Raw genomic sequence first — 17,712 nt, forward strand, 5'->3', positions numbered from 1 at the left:
CTGGTTTCAGCTGTAGCGGCCAGGGCACCGAGCGTGGAAGTCGAGTTGAGACCATGGATCAGAACCCGCGGGAGCCGGTAGCCGCTGCCGCCGATGGCCAGGCCTTCGAGATACGGGTCGCCGGAATGGTCCCGCAGCAGGTCCTGGTGCAGCTCGTCGATGTCGAGACCTCGTCGCGAGAGACGAGAACCGTGTTGATCTGCCGGTGTCGCGACCAGGCCGAGCTCCACGGGCTCCTCGCGAGACTTCGGACCTTCGGTCTCGAGGTCGTGGAGGTCCGCCGGCTCATCGCCGGGACGACGGACGAGGAGCCGGACGGAGACGACGCATGAACGAGGCGCGGCTGCCCGACGCAGAGGTCGTGTTCGAGCTGACCGTCGAAGGCGAGCTGGGTCCGGTGCTCCGCTGTGCGTTGCAACCGGATGCGGTGGAGCAGCAGCCGTGCACCGTCTTCCGAGCCACTGCCGGCGCGGGTCTGGGCATGGCCGACCTCGTGGGCATGCTGGACGCGGAGGGGCTGAAGGTGGAGAGTATCCGTGTGGCTGGGCTCCGATGAACAGTGAGGATGTCGGTCGCGCGGTCCGCGAGCCGCACCCGAGCGAGGATCAGCGGCTCGGCCGTGGGCCTCGCGCGGTCGCCGGTGCCGTCTACGGTCTCGTCTCGGTGATCGCCATCATCGTCGGAGCCTCACACTTCGATGACTCAGCCGGCCGGGTCTTCGCCTTCGCCGTGGTCTCCAGCGTGGTGATCTGGACCGTGCACGTGTACGCCTCGATGCTGGCCGAATCGGGTTCGGAGGTCGCGCCGTGGCGCAGTGTCCTCATCGCGGGAGTGCGCCACGAGTTCGGAATCATCGAGGGTGTCTTCGTCCCGCTGCTCATCCTGTTCCTCGGCGCGATCGGGTGGCTCGAGGACGCACGGGCCATCGCCTGGTCCATGTGGTCCGGCGTCGTGCTCCTGGTTCTGGTCCCGCTGTTCTGGCTTCGTCGGACGGGCCGCTCGTGGGCTCGGGCCTTGGTCGCGTCTGGGGCGTGTGGGCTGCTCGGCCTGGGGCTGACCTGGATGAAGGTCCTGCTGCACTGACCCACGTGACCTGACGCATACGGACTATGTACGGCATCAAGACGTCGTACTAACGTAAAGAACTCCTCGGGACTGACGTTCCCCCTGTTCAATCCGTTGGGCGCTCTGCGCACTGGTTCGATCTAGGAGGCACGTCGACGCGATGGGTCCTCACCCTGGCGATGGCTGGTTCGGCATCCCGACGATTCCCTCGGCGTACGTCAGGCGATCCCGCCTCCTACAGATTCTCGATCGCAGTGACGCCTGCTCGCTGGTGCTGGTCAGCGCGCCCGCCGGAACCGGGAAGACGGCCTTGGTGGCGGACTGGGTCGCGGCAGGCGGTGAGCAGGATCGCACGGCGTGGATCACCTTCGACGGGGCGGATGCCGCGTTCTGGCCCGGTCTCATCGGGTGCCTCGAGAGCCTGGGTGTAGCGGTCTCACCCGATACGGTCCGCGGGGAGGATTGCCCGCTCGACCGCCAGGTTCGCCGGGCGGTCGCGGAGGCCGTCTGTGCCCATCCGGCCCGGCTGACCGTCGTGGTGGACGGATACGACCTGCTCACTGCGGACGTGGCGGACGATCTGGACTTCCTGTTGCGACATGCCCGCGATCGTCTCCGCCTGGTGATGGCGACGCGGGCCGATCCGGTGCTTCCGCTGTACCGATACCGGCTCGATGACACGGTCGTCGAGGTACGGATGGCGGACCTCGCCTTCACCGACGAGGAAGCCGGTGAGCTGGCCCAGCGGGCGGGACTGACCCTGACGCCGGACTCGGTGCACGCGCTCAACCTCCGGACGAAGGGATGGGCGGCCGGGCTGCGGTTCGGCACACAGCTCCTGCGGATGCGGCCGGATCCGGATGACGCCGTCGCAGAGATCGTCGGCGACACCGGGAACATCGCGGAGTACCTGGTCGGCGAGGTGCTGGCCGCCCAGAGCCCGGACGTACGGGCCCTGCTGCTGGCGACAAGCGTTCCCGACACGATCCAGCCGGGACTGGCCGAGGCGCTCGGCGGTCCGGCGGCCGAACGTACGTTGACCTTCCTGACCCGTGACAACGTGCTGATCGAGCCGGTGCCCGGTCATGCTGGGTGCTACCGCTACAACCCGCTCTTCCGGGACCTCCTCCGCGCCATCCTCGCCTATGAGTCGCCCGACGAGATGAAGCGCCTGCAGCGGACGGCGGCCGAGTGGTACTCCCGCGACGGTCAGGTCACCGCGTCCGTCACTCACTTCGTGGCGATCGAGGCCTGGGAAGAGGCGGCCGCAGAGGTGGTCGACGACCTGGCGGTCGGCCAGCTCCTGCTCGACGACGGCACAGCCGGCTTGACCCGGTCGTTGCGGTTGATGCCGTCCGAGCTCGAAGACCCCGCCGCCACCGTCGTGAGAGCGACCCTCGCGCTGGGAGCCGGCGACACGACCGGTTTCACCGACGAGCTGGCTCAGGTGAAGTCAGAGTCGGGTGAGGGATCAGGTTCCCATCCCTGGGCCACCGACGTCGCGGTCCGGGTGCTGGAAGCCGTCTGCGCGCAGACGTCGGAGGACCCGATCCAAGCGATGTCGCTCGCCACCGCGGCCGAGGAGGCGCTGGAGGCGCCGGACCGCGGCCCGAAGGTCAACCCCCATCCCGAGCTGGACGCTCTCGTCGTGCTTAGCAAGGGCATCGCGGCCCTCCGTCAGGGAAGGCTGGCCGCGGCCGACGCGATGTTCAAGTCCGGCGTCGCGGCAGCCGCGGCCGCCGGATCCGAGGCCGTGCAGGTGGAGTGCCTGGGCTACCAGGCGGTCATCGCCTGCTGCCGGGGCAAGCTCTCCAGGGCGGCGAGGCTCGGGGCTCGGGCGATCGCTGCCGCCGAGCGCGGCGGTGTCAACGCAGGAGAGCGGTCGGCTGCGGCCCGGGTCGCACTGGGCTGGGTGGAGATGGAGCGGTACGACCTGCGCGCGGCAACGGAGCACGTTCACTCGGTCGAGCGGATGGACCTGCCGCTGCGGGATCCGGTCCCGCACGCCTTCCTGGCGATGGTCAGGGCGCGGCTCCAGGTGGCGCATGGTGACCGGCTGGGCGCACTCAGCGGCCTGGAGCAGGCTGCCGCAGGTTTCATGGACGAGCGTGGCTGGCTAGGTGAGCAGCTACGCATCGAGCTCGCCCACGTCCGGGTCGCCGCTGGTGAGCCGGCGGCCGCGGTTGAGGTCGAGGACCTCGACGACGAGCCGGAGGCGGCCCTCGTGGTCGGGCTCGCGCACCTGCAGCTGGGGGATCCGGACGCCGCCGACGCCGCGATGTCGACGGTCCTGTCCAAGCGGGCTGCCACGCCGATCCAGGTCTCCGGATGGCTGGCGGAGTGCGCGCACCGGCTCCGCGACGGAGCGTCGGTGCGCGCACGCGCCGCGCTCGACCGGGCCCTCACGCTGGCCTCGCGCGAACGAGTGCGACGCCCGTTCCACGAGGCGCCCGCTGTGGTGCGACAGCTGCTCCTGCGGGACAAGCAGCTGAGCACGGAGCACGAGTGGCTCTTCGAGATCTCGACGGAGCCGGCACGCAGGTTGTCCGTCAAGAAGTCGGCACCGACCTCCGTCTCGTCGGGCCCTTCCGCGCCCGTGATCGAAGAGCTCACGGAGAAGGAGCAGGAGGTGCTGGGTCACCTGGCGAATCTGCTCACCACCGAGGAGATCGCAGGCGTCATGTACATCTCCGTCAACACGATTCGCACCCACGTACGCAACATCCTTCGGAAGCTGGGAGTCACCCGCCGCAACGCTGCGGTCAGGCGGGCTCGCGAGCTGCACCTGCTGCCGCAGTGAGCGACCGGTCGCAGCCTGTCCGGGTCATCCGTAGCGGATGAGGTGAGTGGCGCGGACGTCGCTTTACCGTCGGAGAGCTGGAGTGTCCAGCTCGATACCTGGGTCGTCCGGTGTGCTGTGGGCGAGTCAGGAGAACCCGGAGGTACCCCCGTGACCACATCGGACGTCGCCCCGCAGCCGGGGCTGAGCGTCGGACCGACGAGCGAGTTCAGCCTGTTCTTCCGAGTCAGACCCGGTGAGGCGGCGTCCCTACGCAGTGCGCTGTCGACGCTCCAGGACACCCCTGGCTACCGGCCGGGCGACTACGGGATGGCGATCCAGACCATCCACGAGGCACGATTCGTGCTGTTCGACGACGACACCCGGCTGGCGTTCATCACCAGCTTCGACGGTCCGTGGGACGCCTACATGGAGGACTTCTTCACCTCGGGCCCGACGCTGGCCCTCTTCGACGTGATCTTCAGCCACGTCGAGGGGTACGACGGACTGCCGGACCTGGCGGCCGTGCGCTCGTTCGTCCTGGGAGCCGAGCAGAGCGCCGCGGCGTACGCCCGCAACTACGGCGGCACGGTCAAGGAGATCCGCAAGGCGCAGCGCGTGAACAGCGCCTTCCAGCAGGTCCTCGACCACCCGCAGGCCGGCGAGATCCTCGAGCACCCAGCGATGCAGCCCCTGCTCGACGAGGCCGGCGACTAGCCGCGCGAGCGGGCGAGGCGAGGAGCAGCAGTGTCTGACCACATCTCCGGGCCGCGCGCCCTGGCCGATCCGATCGCGGACATCACCGACTTCTACGCGTTCCCGAGCCCTGACTCGCCGGGTCGCCTCGTTCTGGTGATGAACACCCTGCCGATGGCGAAACCCACCGACCTGTTCTCGGCGGGGTTGCTCTACCGTTTCCGGCTGCGGCCGCTGAGCGCTCCGGCCGGCTCGACCAGCGGAGTGTTCGTCCCGGGCGGCGACGAGGTGGTCATCGACTGCGTCTTCGACCCACCGGAGCACGTGTCGGACCCGGCCACCGGTCGGCCGGGCCACGAGCAGCACGGCAGCTGCGTGGCTCCGGGCGGAGAGAAGGTCACCTTCCGCGTCGACGACGAGCCCGGCGGCGCCAGCGGGGGAGTACGTGTCTTCGCCGGGGCGCGCTGGGACCCGTTCATCATGGACGCCCGCGCCGCACTGGCCACGATCGCGACGCGGAATCTCGCGTTCACCGAGGACGGGTCGATCTTCCTGGACGGTAAGAACGTGCTGAGCATCGTTGTCGAGATCGACGCGGATCTCCTGCCGGGCGGGATGCTGGGGGTGGTCGCCGAGACCCTGACTCGGGGCGAGTTCAACGTCCGCATCGAACGGGTCGGCCGGCCCGAGGTGAAGAACATGATGCTGGCCCCGAAGGACTTCGACCAGGTCAACCGGGATCTGGAGATCCGCGACCTCTACAACATGGAGGACGCCTTCCACCTCGGCGAGTCGTACTACGGTGCGTTCCGGGCACGCCTGGACGCCAACCTCGCGTTCTGGGACTGCCTCGACGGCAAGCGGGACTGGCCGCTCGGAGAGGACGGGAGCCACCCGCTCACCGACCTCGTCCTCGCCGACTATCTGGTCGTCGACCCCGCCTTCCCGTACGCCGAGCACGGGTCCTTCCTGGAGATCGAGCTCGCCGCCCGGCGTGGTGAGCCGCACCAGTCCTGCGGAGGCCGGGCCCTGAACGACGACGTGATGGACGCGCTCTTCACCCAGCTCGTCAACGCAGGTCACGGCCCCACGATCCGTGACGGCGTCGACTCCGCCAGCCGACCGGCCACCACGACGTTCCCGTATCTGGTCGCGGCCAACCCGGACCCGCCTGAACCTCCGGAGCATCACTGACATGGACGACGTGACCCTCGAGCTCGACGACATCCAGTCCGGTGCGCTGTTCGAGCGCCCTTCGCCGTACGTGGGTGTCTACCTGCTGCTCAGCATCCGCGATCGCCGGGACGGCCGTGAGCTGGTCCGGCGGATGCATCGGCTCCTCACCGCCGACGGCGAGGCCGGCGAGGAGGGCGAGACCTCGCTGACGGTCGCGTTCACCTACCAGGGGCTGAAGGCGCTCGGTGTGCCGCAAGCGTCTCTCGACAGCTTCGCCCCCGAGTTCCGGCAGGGCATGGCGGCTCGGGCCGAGATCCTGGGTGACGTCGGCGAGAGCAGTCCCGAGCATTGGGAGAAGCCCCTGGGCAGCGCCGACGTCCACGTCGCGATCTCCGTGCTCTCTCCGGACGAGGGCCGGCTCCGGGCTGTTGCTGACAGGGCCGGCCGAGCTCATGCCGACCTGTCCGGGGTCGAGGTCATCTGGCGCCAGGACTGCTACCAGCTGGCGACGGGACGGACGTCGTTCGGGTTCAAGGACGGCATCGGTCAACCGGCTGTCGAAGGAAGCGGCCGACCGGCGACCGACTCCCGCGAGCCCCCGCTCAAGGCCGGGGAGATCATCCTCGGCTACCCCGACGAGACGGGCGAGGTCGCTCCGATGCCGTCGCCCGAGGTGTTGGGCCGCAACGGCACGTACGTCGTGTTCCGCAAGCTGCACACCAAGGTGGCGGCGTACCGGGCCTATCTGCGTGCGCGTGCGGCGTCGCGCGCGGAGGAGGACCTTCTCGGCGCCAAGATGGTCGGCCGCTGGCAGAGCGGCGCGCCGCTCGCTCTTGCGCCCGAGCGCGACGACCCCGAGCTCGGGAGCGACCCGTCCCGCAACAACGACTTCGCCTACGGCGACGACCCGCGCGGCTTCAAGTGCCCGGTCGGTGCGCATGCGCGTCGCGCCAACCCTCGCGATGCCCTGGACCACGAGGGCAGTGTCGACGTACGGCTGCACCGGATGATCCGACGCGGCACCAGCTACGGCCCGGCCCTGCCCGACGGCGTGCTCGAGGACGACGGGGCCGAGCGCGGCATCATGTTCGTGTTCGCGGGTGCGCACCTGAAACGGCAGTTCGAGTTCGTGAAGACCCAATGGCTCAACGACGGGATCTTCATCGGCGCCCCGCTCGAGGCGGACCCGCTCGTCGGCCCTCACGGCGAGGCCGGGACGTTCACGATCCCGCAACGACCGATCCGGCGCCGGCTCCAGGACCTGCCGCCGTTCGTGGTCACCCGCGGCGGCGAGTACTGCTTCGCCCCGAGCCTGAGCGCGCTGCGCTGGCTCGCCGACCTGGAACCCGACGACCCGGCCACTCCGAGAGGAAACAGATGAGCACCTCGAGCACCGACCGCTGGGAAGCACTCGACTTCGCCCCACCGGCCCCCGACGTGGAGGAGACCGAACCCTCGGTCCTCCTCGACTACCTGTCCGACGGCGCGGTCGCCCGGGTCACGCTCAACCGCCCTCATGCCGACAATGCGATCTCGACCGAGATGGGCGCCCGGCTGACGGAAGCCGTCGAGGAGATCGCGGTGCGCACCGGCGTACGGGTCGTCATCCTGACGGGTGCCGGAGAGCGGGCGTTCTCGGTCGGTAGCGACCTGCGGCAGCGCAAGGCGATGACCAAGGAGGACTGGCTGCGCCAGCGCCAGGCCTTCGACCGAACCCTGTACACCGTGCGCCAGCTGCGCAAGCCGATCTTCGCCGCCGTCAACGGCATCGCGTACGGCGGCGGTTGCGAGCTGGCGCAGAGCACCGACTTCATCATCGCCTCGACCGCCGCGACGTTCGGTCAGCCCGAGGCGATGCTCGGCCTGGCGGCAGGAGGCGGCTCGCCGGCGCTGCTGCCTCGCCTGCTGCCGCGCGGCAAGGCGCTGCAGATGCTGATGACCGGCGACCCGATCGCGTCGGCGGAGGCGTACCGGCTGGGCATGGTCAACGAGCTGCACGAACCCGGCGACCTCGCGTCAGCGGCACTGCGGATCGCGGAGAAGATCGCCGGCAACTCGCCGACCGCGGTCCAGGCGGTGAAGCGGGCCGTACACCTGGGGGAGGGCCAGCCGATCGAGGAGGCCATCGCGATCATGATGGACGCCCACTGGCGCTCCGCGGTCCACCCCGACCGTGTGGAGGGCATCGGCGCCTTCAACGACGGCCGCGAACCCACCTTCGCCGACTCCGACTTCTGACCCCGTCACCCGCCCCAAGGAGGCTGAACCACCATGACCGTTGCCGATGAGCTAGAGGCGGCCCGCGCCGCGCTGGTGATGATCAACCCGGCGCCGTACAACGCCGAGGCGCCGCCGTCCGCCCTGGCCGGGGATGTCACTCCGAACGAGCTCCACTACGTACGCAGCAACTTCGCGGTGCCCGACCACGACGGCACCCTGAAGATCGGCGGCGCGGTCGGCAAGCCCACGACCCTGACGCTCGAGGACCTGCGTGCGATGCCCGCGCACGACCGCACGGTCACCCTCGAATGCGCCGGCAACGGCCGCCTGGAGATGAGGCCGCTACCGACCGGGGAGCCCTGGGGAGACTTCGCCGTCTCCACGGCACGGTGGACCGGCGCCCGGCTCCACGACATCCTCGCGAAGGTCGAGCCGGCGGCCGACGGGGTCGAGCTCCTCGCCACCGGCGCCGACCACGGGCCGTACCACCTGCAGGCGATCCTTCCGGAGACCGACCAGGACAACCTCACCTTCACCCGCGCGCTGCCCCTGTCGCAGGCCACCGACCCGGAGTCCGGGATCCTCATCGCGTACGAGATGAACGGCCAGCCGCTCGGGCGCGACCACGGCGCCCCGTTCCGGCTGATCGTCCCGCACTGGTACGCCGTCGCCTCTGTGAAGTGGCTCGAGCGCCTCGACGTCCTCACCGAGCCCTACACCGGAGAGTTCCAGACCGGCCACTACATCTACGAGTGGTCCGACCGGCCCCACGAGCCCGTCACCCTCATGCGGGTCCGCGCCCGCATCACCGAGCCCGCACCCGGCTCGGTCCTCACCCAGGACACCTGCATCGTCCGCGGCAAGGCCTGGTCAGGCACCGGTCCGGTCACGAAGGTCGAGGTCAGTCTCACCGGGGAGGGCGACTGGCAACCGGCTCAGCTGGAGCCGGCCCCTCCGGGCGACTTCGGGTGGCAGGACTGGAGGTTCACCTGGCACGACATCGGCGTCGGCCGGCACACCCTACGCGCCAGAGCGACCGACGCCGCCGGGAACGTGCAGCCCGACGTACCGCCGTGGAACCGCCTGGGCTACGGGAACAACGCCATCGAGGTCATCTACGTCGACCGACGTTAGCCGTCCAACAAGAACTGGATGCGAGCACGCCGGCGGCGCGGAGCTTCGGGTCAGGCCCGCTTGCGGCTCGCGATCTGGTCAGAGAGCTGCTGCACGTGGGCGGGGTCCGCATCCCTTGCGAGGGCGACGTAGTGGTCCATGACGGCCGGCCGGTAGCGCACGGGCAACGTCTGTCCTGGCGCCAGTCGAGTGAGCTCGGTGATCGTGAAGTTCTCGTCTGCGACACCGCGGAACGAGATGCCGTCGGCGGTCTCCACGTCGAGCATCAGCACGACGCGTGGGTTGCTGTTGACCTCCCGCCAGTCGACGAGAACGCCGAGCGCGAGAGTCCCCGCACGCAGTTCCGCGTTGCGCTTCCGTGCGTCACGGCTCAGGATCGGGTTCGAGGCGACCCCGGGGAAGTCGGGCCCGACGCCGAGCGATTCCCGACTCAGGTCGGGCCTGAGCTGCGCCATCAGATCGTTGTGCTTCTTCTTCGAACCGAACATCCTGACCTCTCCCACACACTGGGGCCGGACTCTCGGCCTGGCGCTTCGCACTGAACCGCGATTGTACGTCGCCGACCAGTCCCTTGCGGCTGTTTCGCCGGTTCGGAGCATCCCCTCGATCAACGACTGTGCGCCACGCCCAACGCCTCGTCGGGCGAGCTTTCATAGCCCGCGCCAGGCCGACCACAGCTGGGCGTAGCGGCCCTCGCCCGCGACGAGCTCGGCGTGGGTGCCGGTCTCGACGATCCGGCCGTGCTCCATGACGACGATCCGGTCGGCGGACTCGGCCTGGGTGAGGCGGTGCGCGATCACCAGCGATGTACGCCCGGAGGTGACCGCCAGCGCGGCCCGCTCGAGGTCGCGCGCGCCGCTCGAGCCCGCCTCGGCGGTCGCCTCGTCGAGGACGACGGCGACCGGGTCGGCGAGAAGCACGCGCGCCAGGGCGAGCTTCTGGACGAGAGCGGGGGTCAGCTGGTGGGCGCCTTCGCCGACGAGGGTCTCGAGCCCGTCCGGGAGCACGGCCACCTCGGCCCAGGCCTCGACCTCGCGCAGCGCCTTCTCCAGCACCGCGTCGTTCGCGCCCGGCGCGGCCAGGGTGAGGTTGTCGCGGACGCTGCCGGTGAAGGTGTGTACCTCCTGGGTGACCAGGGCGGCCCGGCTCCGGCCGTCGCGCACCGGGAGGCCGCCCACCATCACCTCGCCTGCGCTCGGGGTGAGCTGGCCGGCCACGATTGCGCCGAGAGTCGACTTGCCTGCGCCCGAGGCGCCGACCACTGCGACCAGCTCCCCGTCGGCAAGGGTGAGGTCGACGCGGTCGAGAGCCGGCCGACCCGGCACGTACTCGTGATGCAGGCCGGTGACCACGATGCCGGAGCCGTCCGGCTCGTCGGCGGCTGCGGGGGCCGGGCGCTCGAGGAGGGCGAGCCCGGCCAGGCGTACGAGGGAGGCGCCGACCGACTGTACGTCGTCGAAGAGGGCGATGACCGCGCCGATCGGGTTGAAGAGCCGGTGGAAGTAGAGGACGGCCGCGGTGACGGCGCCGACGCTGGCGGCATCCGCGCGGACGAGGAAGAAGCCGGTGCCGAGGATGGCGAGCAGGCCCATCAGCTCGGCCCGGTTGTTGCGGCCCAGGAAGCGCATCAGCATGGCGAACACCTCGACCGAGATCGACGCCGAGTTCCACGAGGCGGCGCGGACCTTCTCCTGATGCTGCTCGGCGATGCCGTACGCCCGCAGGGTCCGGTTGCCGTGGACGCCGGTCAGGAACGCCTCGGCGCGCACGCCGTTCGCCTCGCGCTCGCGGCGGTAGTAGGGACCCGAGCGGGGGAGGTACCAGCGCAGCGCCATCACGTAGAACGGCGCAGCGAACAGGCCCGCGAGCCCGAGGCGCCAGTCGAGCGCCATGAGGCCGGCGGTCGTGAAGACGATCGCGATCACCGAGTTGAGCATGAGCGGAACGACGTCGGCCATGGAGCCGCCGATGAGGCGTACGTCGTCGCCGACCCGGGACACCAGGTCGCCGCTGCCGCTCTCCTCGAGCCGCTGGGTGTCCAGGTGCAGGGCCCGGTCGAGTACCTCCTCGCGGAGCTCCGCCAGCGCCGGCTCGGCCACCCGGGCGAGCAGGTGGATCGAGACCGCCCCGGCAGCCCCGGCGACGAGCGCGGCACCGAGGATCCAGACGCCGGCGGTGACGATGTCGGCTTCCGGTGACCCGGCTCGGACCAGGTCGACCATCCTGCCGAGCATCCAGGGAGCCACCAGGCCGGCCAGGCCCTCGAGGGCGAAGACGGTCAGGCATGCCGCCAGCAGGAGCGGACGGCGGGTGAGCAGGCGCCGCGCGAGGCCGGCCGCCTCCCGTGGTGTGGAGACAGGGAGCCGTGTCAGGGTCTGGGTGGTCATCGCAGTACCGCCGCGCAGTAGTCGGTGTGGGTGGCCAGCTCGTCGTGGGTGCCCCGGGCCTCCACCCGCCCGGCTCGGATCCAGACGACCTCGTCCGCGGCGGCCAGGAGCAGCGGGCTGCTCGTGAACAGCAGGGTGGATCGGTCTGAGCCGGGGCCGTGCCGGAGGCGGCGTAGCTCCTCTGCGACGTACTGCTCGGTGACGGCGTCGATCGCCGTCGTGGGGTCGTGCAGGACGAGCACGGATGCTTCCGCGGCGAGGGCCCGGGCGAGACCCAGTCGCTGGCGTTGGCCACCGGAGAGACTCTGCCCGTCGACGGCCACGTGCGTGGCCAGGCCGTCGGCCGCGACCGCCACCAGCTCGGTGGCCGAGGCGGCGGCGAGAACGGCCGTCACCTGGTCGTCGTCGAGGCGGTCGAGCGGGTCGACGTTGCTCCGCAGGGTGCCCTCGAAGAGGTCGACGTGGTGGTCGGTGACGAGCAGCCGGTCGCGTACGTCGGAGAGCGCGAGCTCGGTGAGGGGCTGGCCGCCGAGCCGGACGGCCCCGCGCTCGGGCAGCGACTCGCCATGGAGCAGGGAGAGGAGCGTGGCCGGCACCGCCGGGTCGTCGGCGACGACGGCCACCAACCGCCCCGGCGGCACCGCGAGCGACAGCTCGGCGACCGGGCCGGCGGCGACCTGGTCGAGCTCCAGGTCGTGGCCGTGCGCGCGTCGCTCGCCCTCGATGACCAGCGCAGGCGTCGAGAGGAACCCCACGATCCGTGCCGCCGAGGCGCGGGACTGCGCGACCCGGGCGACCAGGGCGCTGAGCATCCGCATGGGCTCGGCCACGAACTGTGCCAGCCCGACGACCGCCACGAGCTCGCCGATGCTCAGGTCGCCGGAGAGGGTCCGCAGCCCGGCGACGATCGCGATCACCGCCAGGAACACACCGCTCCCGGCGGAGGTGATGCCCGTCAGAAGGCCGGCCCAGCCGGCGGCGGCGACGCTGGTGTGGGCGGCCGTACGACTCTCGCGGCGATAGCGCTCGAGCGCCACCTCCACTCCGCCGATGCCCTTGAGCGGCCGGATCCCGCGGATCAGGTCGCTGGCGATCCCCGTGGTACGTCCCAGCGCCTCCTGCCGTCGCGCGCTGCGGTGGGCCAGGCCCGGCGCGACCAGATGGGTGGCGCCGAGGACGAGGGGTACGCCGACCAGGACGATCAGGGCGAGCCACGGGTCGATGACGGCGAGCACCACGCCGCTCACCACCAGCCCGATCGCGCCGGCGGTGGACAGGGCCACCTGGCGGATGACCTCGCCGACCAGGTCCGCGTCCCCCGTGGCCAGCGCCAACAGGTCCCCGGAGAGCCGGTCGGTCCGCGCACCACGCGGGTCGAGCACGTGCCCCGAGACCTCGGTGCGCAGCCGGTGGCTCTCGACGTGGACGGCACGGTTACCGATCCGCGCGCCGAACCGGTACGACAGGCTCAGCACCAGGAAGTGCAGGCACAGGACCACCGCCCACAGCACCAGCTCGCGCAGGTCGCCGGTCGTCACCGCCCGGTCGATCATCACGCCGATCAGCACCGTCACCATCGCCTCGCACACCTGCCACAGCGTGATCAGGGCCGACGAGGCGAGCACGGCGCGCCGCTGACGACGCAGCGACCGCCGCATCAGCGCACCCGGCGTACGGGGAGTGGACACCGGGGTCCTCCAGAAGTCCGAAGCGGTTGGGTTAGGTCAGCCTAACTTGAGCCTGTCTGGGCGGGAACCTCGGCTCCGGCTGCGTAAGCGGCGGAGCTCTCCGGCTGGGTCCATCGCAGGGCCCGTGCGATGTCCCCGATCCCGGGTATCCAGCGTCCGGATCGCCAGCGAGACGATTCCGCGGTCGTGAGTATCGCCGCTATGACCGTCTATCCTCCGGGCCCTTCGACGCCACCACCCCCTGGGCCCCCTCCTGTGCTCAGGAAGCGCCGGGGGAGATTGATCGCCATCGTCGTCGTGGTCTGCGCGCTCGTCATCGGCGCAGCGGGTGTCGGGATCTGGCGCGGTGTCGAGGCGATCATCGACTACAGGCAAGAAGCTGCGGCGGCTGCCCAGGTCAAGGCGAAGCAGGATGCCTGGAGGACGTGTCAGAAGGAGATCGGCGACTTCGTCGACGCTGTCTATGCGATAGACAGCCAGCTCGACGTCGGCGTGACGAACGCTGAACTTCGAGAGGCGGCAGGCGATGCAGCTGTCGTGCGCGGAACAGCCCAGTCGTACGACCTGGCCGATGGCTGCCAGAGCATCTACAACTTGGCCTCCGGTGCACTGGCCGTGTACGCCTCCACGGCGCAAGAGTGGAACGACTGCATCACCGATTGGTACTGCACTGTGAACACCGACGACTACCAACTTCAGTGGGCTGACGCATCCGGCGACATCAACAAGGCCCGCTCCGGCCTCTCCGGAGGGTATGACCCGGACGACCCAGACGCTGAACCGGCGTTTCCTGGCCGGACCGAGACTGGGTCCGCCTAATCTCATCGCGCTCATCCTGAGCGGGCTCGCCCGGACGTGCTCGCTTGGGCATCTGAAATGCCTCACGAAATGCGAGAAACCCCAGGTCTCCCTGGGGTTTCTCTCTGTGCGCGAGGGGGGACTTGAACCCCCACCCACTAATACGTGGACTAGCACCTCAAGCTAGCGCGTCTGCCTATTCCGCCACCCGCGCGCAACAAGAAGAACATTATCAGGAGGGTGCCGGGGTGCCGAATCGGGGGATGCTGTGTCGGCCTCGGGATCAGGCGTCGTCCTTGCGGTCGCTGTGACCGAGCGGCTTGTCGGGTGCGATGAGGTCGCGCACGCGGCGTTTCAGGTCGGTGATCTCCGGGAAGCCGCCGTCGCGTTTGCGGTTCCACACGCTGGTCTCGCGGCCGTCGACAGTCACCTCGATGCGGAAGACGCCGCCCGTGGCGGGCACCAGGGCGACCTCGCCGACCTCGGCGGCGAAGGTCTGCAGCAGCTCTCCTGCGTACCACTGGGCACGGAGGAGCCAGTTGCACTGGGTGCAGTAGGTGATGGTGATGCGTGGGTTCACGGCACTACTGCATCACACGGGCGGTCGCGCCGGGCGTGACCGCTGGGGCGTCAGGCCGGAAGGAGGGCGCGGGCGGGGTGGTTGCTGGTGACCATCCAGACGCGCTTGTCGTACACGAAACGGCGCAGGCGGCCGGGGTTGTCGACGGTCCAGACGAGGACCTTGATGTTGCGGCGGTGGGCCCAGCGCAGCAGCCAGACGTCGGCAAGACGCTGCTCGACGACGACCAGGTTGGAGCGGCAGCGGCGGATGCGGCCCTCGGGGAAGAACTCGGAGAGCTTCAGCCGGAACAGCTTGATCGGGTGGTGGCGGAAGTCGACGCCGCCGAGGGAGAGACCGACGAGGGTCTCGGGGGCGCGGAGGTCGGCCCAGTCGCGCAGGACGCGTACGGACTCGTCGACCATCGTGGTCACGATGAAGCTCTCGTTCATCACCTCGAGGGCGATCTCGGCGGCGTCGATCTCGTGGGGGAGCCCGAGGTGGTTCGACGGTGAGGCGAACTTGAGGTCGATGTGGGCGTGCTTGCCGTGGGTGGCGAGCAGCTCGAGCGCCTCCCGGTAGCGCACCAGGCGGAACGGCGCGAGCCGCGAGAGCGCCGCGTACGTCCGGTCCTCGATCTTCACCCTGCGGCCGATGCGGTCGCGGATGTGGCCGTCGTGGTGCAGGACGAACTCGCCGTCGCGGGTGCGGTGCACGTCGAACTCGACGTAGTCGACCTCCATCCGCACGGCCTCCAGAAGCGACTCCCAGGAGTTGTCACGGTGCCCCGACTGACGCGCCGCGGCGCGGTGAGCGGAGAGGAGGGCACGCTTCTGCATGCGCCCATGGAAACCCACGCATCCGACCGCACTGAAATCCTCAGGTTGCGCATAGGTGGACGTCAGGGGGCGGTTTGTCGCATGCGGTCGATACGGTGGCGGTATGACCAGCGCCGAGACCGAGGTCGTCGACCTCTGCCGTGACCTGATCCGCATCGACACGAGCAACTACGGAAACGACCCGGGCCCGGGGGAGCGGAAGGCGGCCGAGTACGTCGCGGCACAGCTCGACGAGGTCGGCATCTCCTCCGAGATCTACGAGTCGGAGCACGGGCGGGCCTCGGTCGTCGCGCAGTGGGGCGGGTCCTCCGGTGACGGGCTGCTCCTGCACGGTCACCTCGACGTCGTCCCCGCTGCCGCGGAGGACTGGCGGATCGACCCGTTCTCCGGCGAGATCCAGGACGTCCCGGGAGAAGGGCTCAGCGTCTGGGGTCGAGGCGCTGTCGACATGAAGGACTTCGACGCGATGCTGCTCGCGGTCGTCCGTGAGCGCCAGCGCACCGGGCGGATCCCGGAGCGCCCGATCACGCTCGCCTTCACCGCCGACGAGGAGGCCGGCGGGATGAAGGGCGCCCACGTGCTCGTCGAGGACCACCCCGACCTGCTCGCCCACTGCACCGAGGCGGTCGGTGAGGTCGGTGGCTTCTCGACCACGGTGAAGGGACGCCGTCTCTATCTCATCGAGGCCGCCGAGAAGGGCATGGCCTGGATGAAGCTGACGGCCCGCGGCACCGCCGGGCACGGCTCGATGATCAACCGCGACAACCCGATCACCAGGCTCTCCGGCGCCATCGCCCGCATCGGCGCCCACGAGTGGCCGGTGCAGCTGACCCCGACGATGCAGACGCTGCTCGCCGCGGTCGGCGAGATCGCGGGGGAGGAGCCGACCCCCGAGAACGCCGAGCGGCTGGTGGAGGAGTTCGGCCCGGCCGCCCGGATGATCGGCGCCACCCTGCGCAACGTCACCAACCCGACCATGACCAGCGCCGGCTACAAGGTCAACGTCATCCCCACCGAGGCCACCGCCCACGTCGACGGCCGCTTCCTGCCCGGCTTCGAGGACGACTTCTTCGAGACGCTGGGCAAACTGTGCGGCGAGGGGATCGACATCGAGTTCGACCAGAACCAGATGCCGTGGGAGACCCCCTACGACGGCGCGCTCGTCGCCGCCATGGAGCGCTCGCTGATCGCCGAGGATCCCGACGCCCTGGTCGCCCCCTATCTCATGTCGGCCGGCACCGACGCCAAGCACTTCAAGCGGCTCGGGATGAGGACGTACGGCTTCGCGCCGCTGCGCCTGCCCGAGGAGCTCGACTTCACCGCGCTCTTCCACGGAGTGGACGAGCGGGTGCCTGTCGACGCGCTCAAGTTCGGCGCCCGGGTCATGGACCGCTTCCTCGACCAGGTGTGACGGCGAAGAGCAGCCGAGTCGGCTCGAACTGACGAGAATCAGCGTCGAGTCGGCGCGTTATGACGAGCCGACTCGGCGGGGATCTTGGTCAGGACGAGCCGACTCGACGTCGGGGTCACGGGACGAGAGCGGTGAGCGTTTCCTTGCTCAGGGCGGCTACCTCGGCGTGGCCGGTGCGGTGGGCCCAGGCGGCGACCGAGATGGCGTCGCGAACCTGGAGGCGGTGCCAGGCGTCGGGCTCGCGGGGGTCGGAGCCGTAGCTCTCGAGGAATGCCTTCTCGCAGGTGTCGTTGCGGACGAAGTCCTGCGCGGAGAGCCGGGAGAGGTCGTAGAGAGCGGGGCGGAAGCCGAAGCGGCCGGAGTCGATCACGCGCAGGGTGCCGCCATCGATGACCCAGCTGGTCGGCTGCCAGTCGCCGTGGGTGGGGACGAGCACTGTCGTCGGGGTCGGCCACGAGGTGATCTCGTCGCGGAGACGCTCGGTGAGGTCGGCCTCCAGGCCCGCCGTGTCCAGCGAGGCGAGAGCGCGCTCGTCGAGCTCCGGCTCGTAGTCCTCGTCCTCGACGCTGGCCTGGCCGTGGAACGTCGCGAGCAGCTCGCCCGCCTGGCGGTAGATCTCCGGGTCGTGGATGGCGGCCGAGGTGCTCGCCGGCTCGCCGTCGAGGTGGGTCATCACGATGATGCGGGCGTCGAGGTCGGCCTCGACGAGGCTCGGCGCGCGGCCGGCGTCGGTCCAGGGGGCCAGCCAGCTGCGGTGGGCCGCGAGCTCGCGGTCGAGGTGGCGTACGCCTTCGGCCATGGTCTTCACCAGGAACCGGTCCTCACCGGCTGAGAGCACGAGGGCGGTGGTGCCGGCGCGGTGCAGGGCGCTGCGGTCGGCGACCACCTCGGCTCCGGGGAGCCACTGGTCTAGGAGGTCGCGCTGGGCGGGGGTCAGGGTGTCGAGTGCCGAGATCACGG

Annotated in this window: 17 protein-coding genes and 1 tRNA gene; 11 read left to right on the top strand and 7 right to left on the bottom strand. The window is 70.1% G+C overall.

Going from position 1 to position 17,712, the window contains the following annotated elements:
* Positions 1-53: 53 nt before the first annotated feature.
* The 9 genes from ABTX24_RS02570 to ABTX24_RS02610 all read left to right on the top strand — a co-directional run bounded on the left by ABTX24_RS02570 (position 54) and on the right by ABTX24_RS02610 (position 9,070).
* Positions 54-332 (top strand): DUF8691 family protein, encoded by a 279-nt coding sequence (locus tag ABTX24_RS02570; protein WP_160023914.1) that lies wholly within the window; start codon positions 54-56, stop codon positions 330-332.
* Positions 329-556: a hypothetical protein gene (locus tag ABTX24_RS02575; RefSeq protein ID WP_350837232.1), complete on the top strand. Its 228-nt coding sequence runs from the start codon at positions 329-331 to the stop codon at positions 554-556. Before ABTX24_RS02570 ends, ABTX24_RS02575 begins: the two co-directional genes overlap by 4 nt.
* The gene (locus ABTX24_RS02580) at positions 553-1,083 is read left to right on the top strand and encodes a hypothetical protein (protein ID WP_350837234.1); all 531 of its coding nucleotides are present in this window, start codon (positions 553-555) and stop codon (positions 1,081-1,083) included. Before ABTX24_RS02575 ends, ABTX24_RS02580 begins: the two co-directional genes overlap by 4 nt.
* Before the next feature lie 142 nt (positions 1,084-1,225).
* Entirely contained in the window at positions 1,226-3,865 is a 2,640-nt protein-coding gene (locus tag ABTX24_RS02585; protein ID WP_350837236.1) for a winged helix-turn-helix domain-containing protein, read from the top strand.
* Positions 3,866-4,015: 150 nt separating this feature from the next.
* A complete protein-coding gene (locus tag ABTX24_RS02590) occupies positions 4,016-4,561 on the top strand; it encodes a hypothetical protein (protein WP_160023910.1) in 546 nt (181 codons plus the stop codon).
* A 30-nt stretch (positions 4,562-4,591) separates the two neighbouring features.
* The gene (locus ABTX24_RS02595) at positions 4,592-5,734 is read left to right on the top strand and encodes a DUF4331 family protein (protein WP_350837238.1); all 1,143 of its coding nucleotides are present in this window, start codon (positions 4,592-4,594) and stop codon (positions 5,732-5,734) included.
* Between the two features lies 1 nt (position 5,735).
* The gene (locus ABTX24_RS02600; RefSeq protein ID WP_160023908.1) at positions 5,736-7,097 is read left to right on the top strand and encodes a Dyp-type peroxidase; all 1,362 of its coding nucleotides are present in this window, start codon (positions 5,736-5,738) and stop codon (positions 7,095-7,097) included.
* A complete protein-coding gene (locus ABTX24_RS02605) occupies positions 7,094-7,954 on the top strand; it encodes an enoyl-CoA hydratase/isomerase family protein (RefSeq protein ID WP_160023907.1) in 861 nt (286 codons plus the stop codon). The genes ABTX24_RS02600 and ABTX24_RS02605 overlap by 4 nt, the downstream gene beginning before the upstream one ends.
* Before the next feature lie 33 nt (positions 7,955-7,987).
* Complete coding sequence (locus ABTX24_RS02610; protein ID WP_160023906.1) at positions 7,988-9,070, top strand: sulfite oxidase; 1,083 nt, start codon at positions 7,988-7,990, stop codon at positions 9,068-9,070.
* A gap of 50 nt (positions 9,071-9,120) precedes the next feature.
* Here the strand turns inward: ABTX24_RS02610 and ABTX24_RS02615 are convergent, their stop codons facing one another.
* The 3 genes from ABTX24_RS02615 to ABTX24_RS02625 form a co-directional block, all read right to left on the bottom strand.
* Entirely contained in the window at positions 9,121-9,558 is a 438-nt protein-coding gene (locus tag ABTX24_RS02615) for a hypothetical protein (protein WP_160023905.1), read from the bottom strand.
* A 162-nt stretch (positions 9,559-9,720) separates the two neighbouring features.
* The gene (locus tag ABTX24_RS02620) at positions 9,721-11,457 is read right to left on the bottom strand and encodes an ABC transporter ATP-binding protein (protein WP_160023904.1); all 1,737 of its coding nucleotides are present in this window, start codon (positions 11,455-11,457) and stop codon (positions 9,721-9,723) included.
* Complete coding sequence (locus tag ABTX24_RS02625; protein WP_160023903.1) at positions 11,454-13,145, bottom strand: ABC transporter ATP-binding protein; 1,692 nt, start codon at positions 13,143-13,145, stop codon at positions 11,454-11,456. Before ABTX24_RS02625 ends, ABTX24_RS02620 begins: the two co-directional genes overlap by 4 nt.
* 279 nt (positions 13,146-13,424) lie before the next feature.
* Between ABTX24_RS02625 and ABTX24_RS02630 the strand changes: the two genes are divergently transcribed.
* A complete protein-coding gene (locus ABTX24_RS02630; protein WP_350837242.1) occupies positions 13,425-13,964 on the top strand; it encodes a hypothetical protein in 540 nt (179 codons plus the stop codon).
* A 107-nt stretch (positions 13,965-14,071) separates the two neighbouring features.
* Here the strand turns inward: ABTX24_RS02630 and ABTX24_RS02635 are convergent.
* From ABTX24_RS02635 to ABTX24_RS02645, 3 genes are all read right to left on the bottom strand, one after another.
* Positions 14,072-14,157 (bottom strand) — tRNA-Leu (locus ABTX24_RS02635).
* Between the two features lie 69 nt (positions 14,158-14,226).
* On the bottom strand, positions 14,227-14,523 hold the full coding sequence (locus ABTX24_RS02640) for an Rdx family protein (RefSeq protein ID WP_350837244.1): 297 nt from the start codon (positions 14,521-14,523) through the stop codon (positions 14,227-14,229).
* 50 nt (positions 14,524-14,573) lie between these two features.
* Positions 14,574-15,341 (bottom strand): glycerophosphodiester phosphodiesterase, encoded by a 768-nt coding sequence (locus tag ABTX24_RS02645; protein WP_160023900.1) that lies wholly within the window; start codon positions 15,339-15,341, stop codon positions 14,574-14,576.
* Positions 15,342-15,444: 103 nt separating this feature from the next.
* On the opposite strand from ABTX24_RS02645, the gene ABTX24_RS02650 reads away from it, so the two are divergent.
* Positions 15,445-16,752, top strand: coding sequence for a M20/M25/M40 family metallo-hydrolase (locus ABTX24_RS02650; protein ID WP_350837246.1), 1,308 nt, complete (start codon positions 15,445-15,447; stop codon positions 16,750-16,752).
* A 115-nt stretch (positions 16,753-16,867) separates the two neighbouring features.
* Here ABTX24_RS02650 and ABTX24_RS02655 read toward each other — a convergent pair whose 3' ends face one another.
* Positions 16,868-17,710, bottom strand: coding sequence for a phosphotransferase family protein (locus tag ABTX24_RS02655; RefSeq protein WP_350837248.1), 843 nt, complete (start codon positions 17,708-17,710; stop codon positions 16,868-16,870).
* Positions 17,711-17,712 lie beyond the last annotated feature (2 nt).

The organism is Nocardioides sp. NPDC127514, from assembly GCF_040302125.1.
GTDB lineage: Bacteria > Actinomycetota > Actinomycetes > Propionibacteriales > Nocardioidaceae > Nocardioides.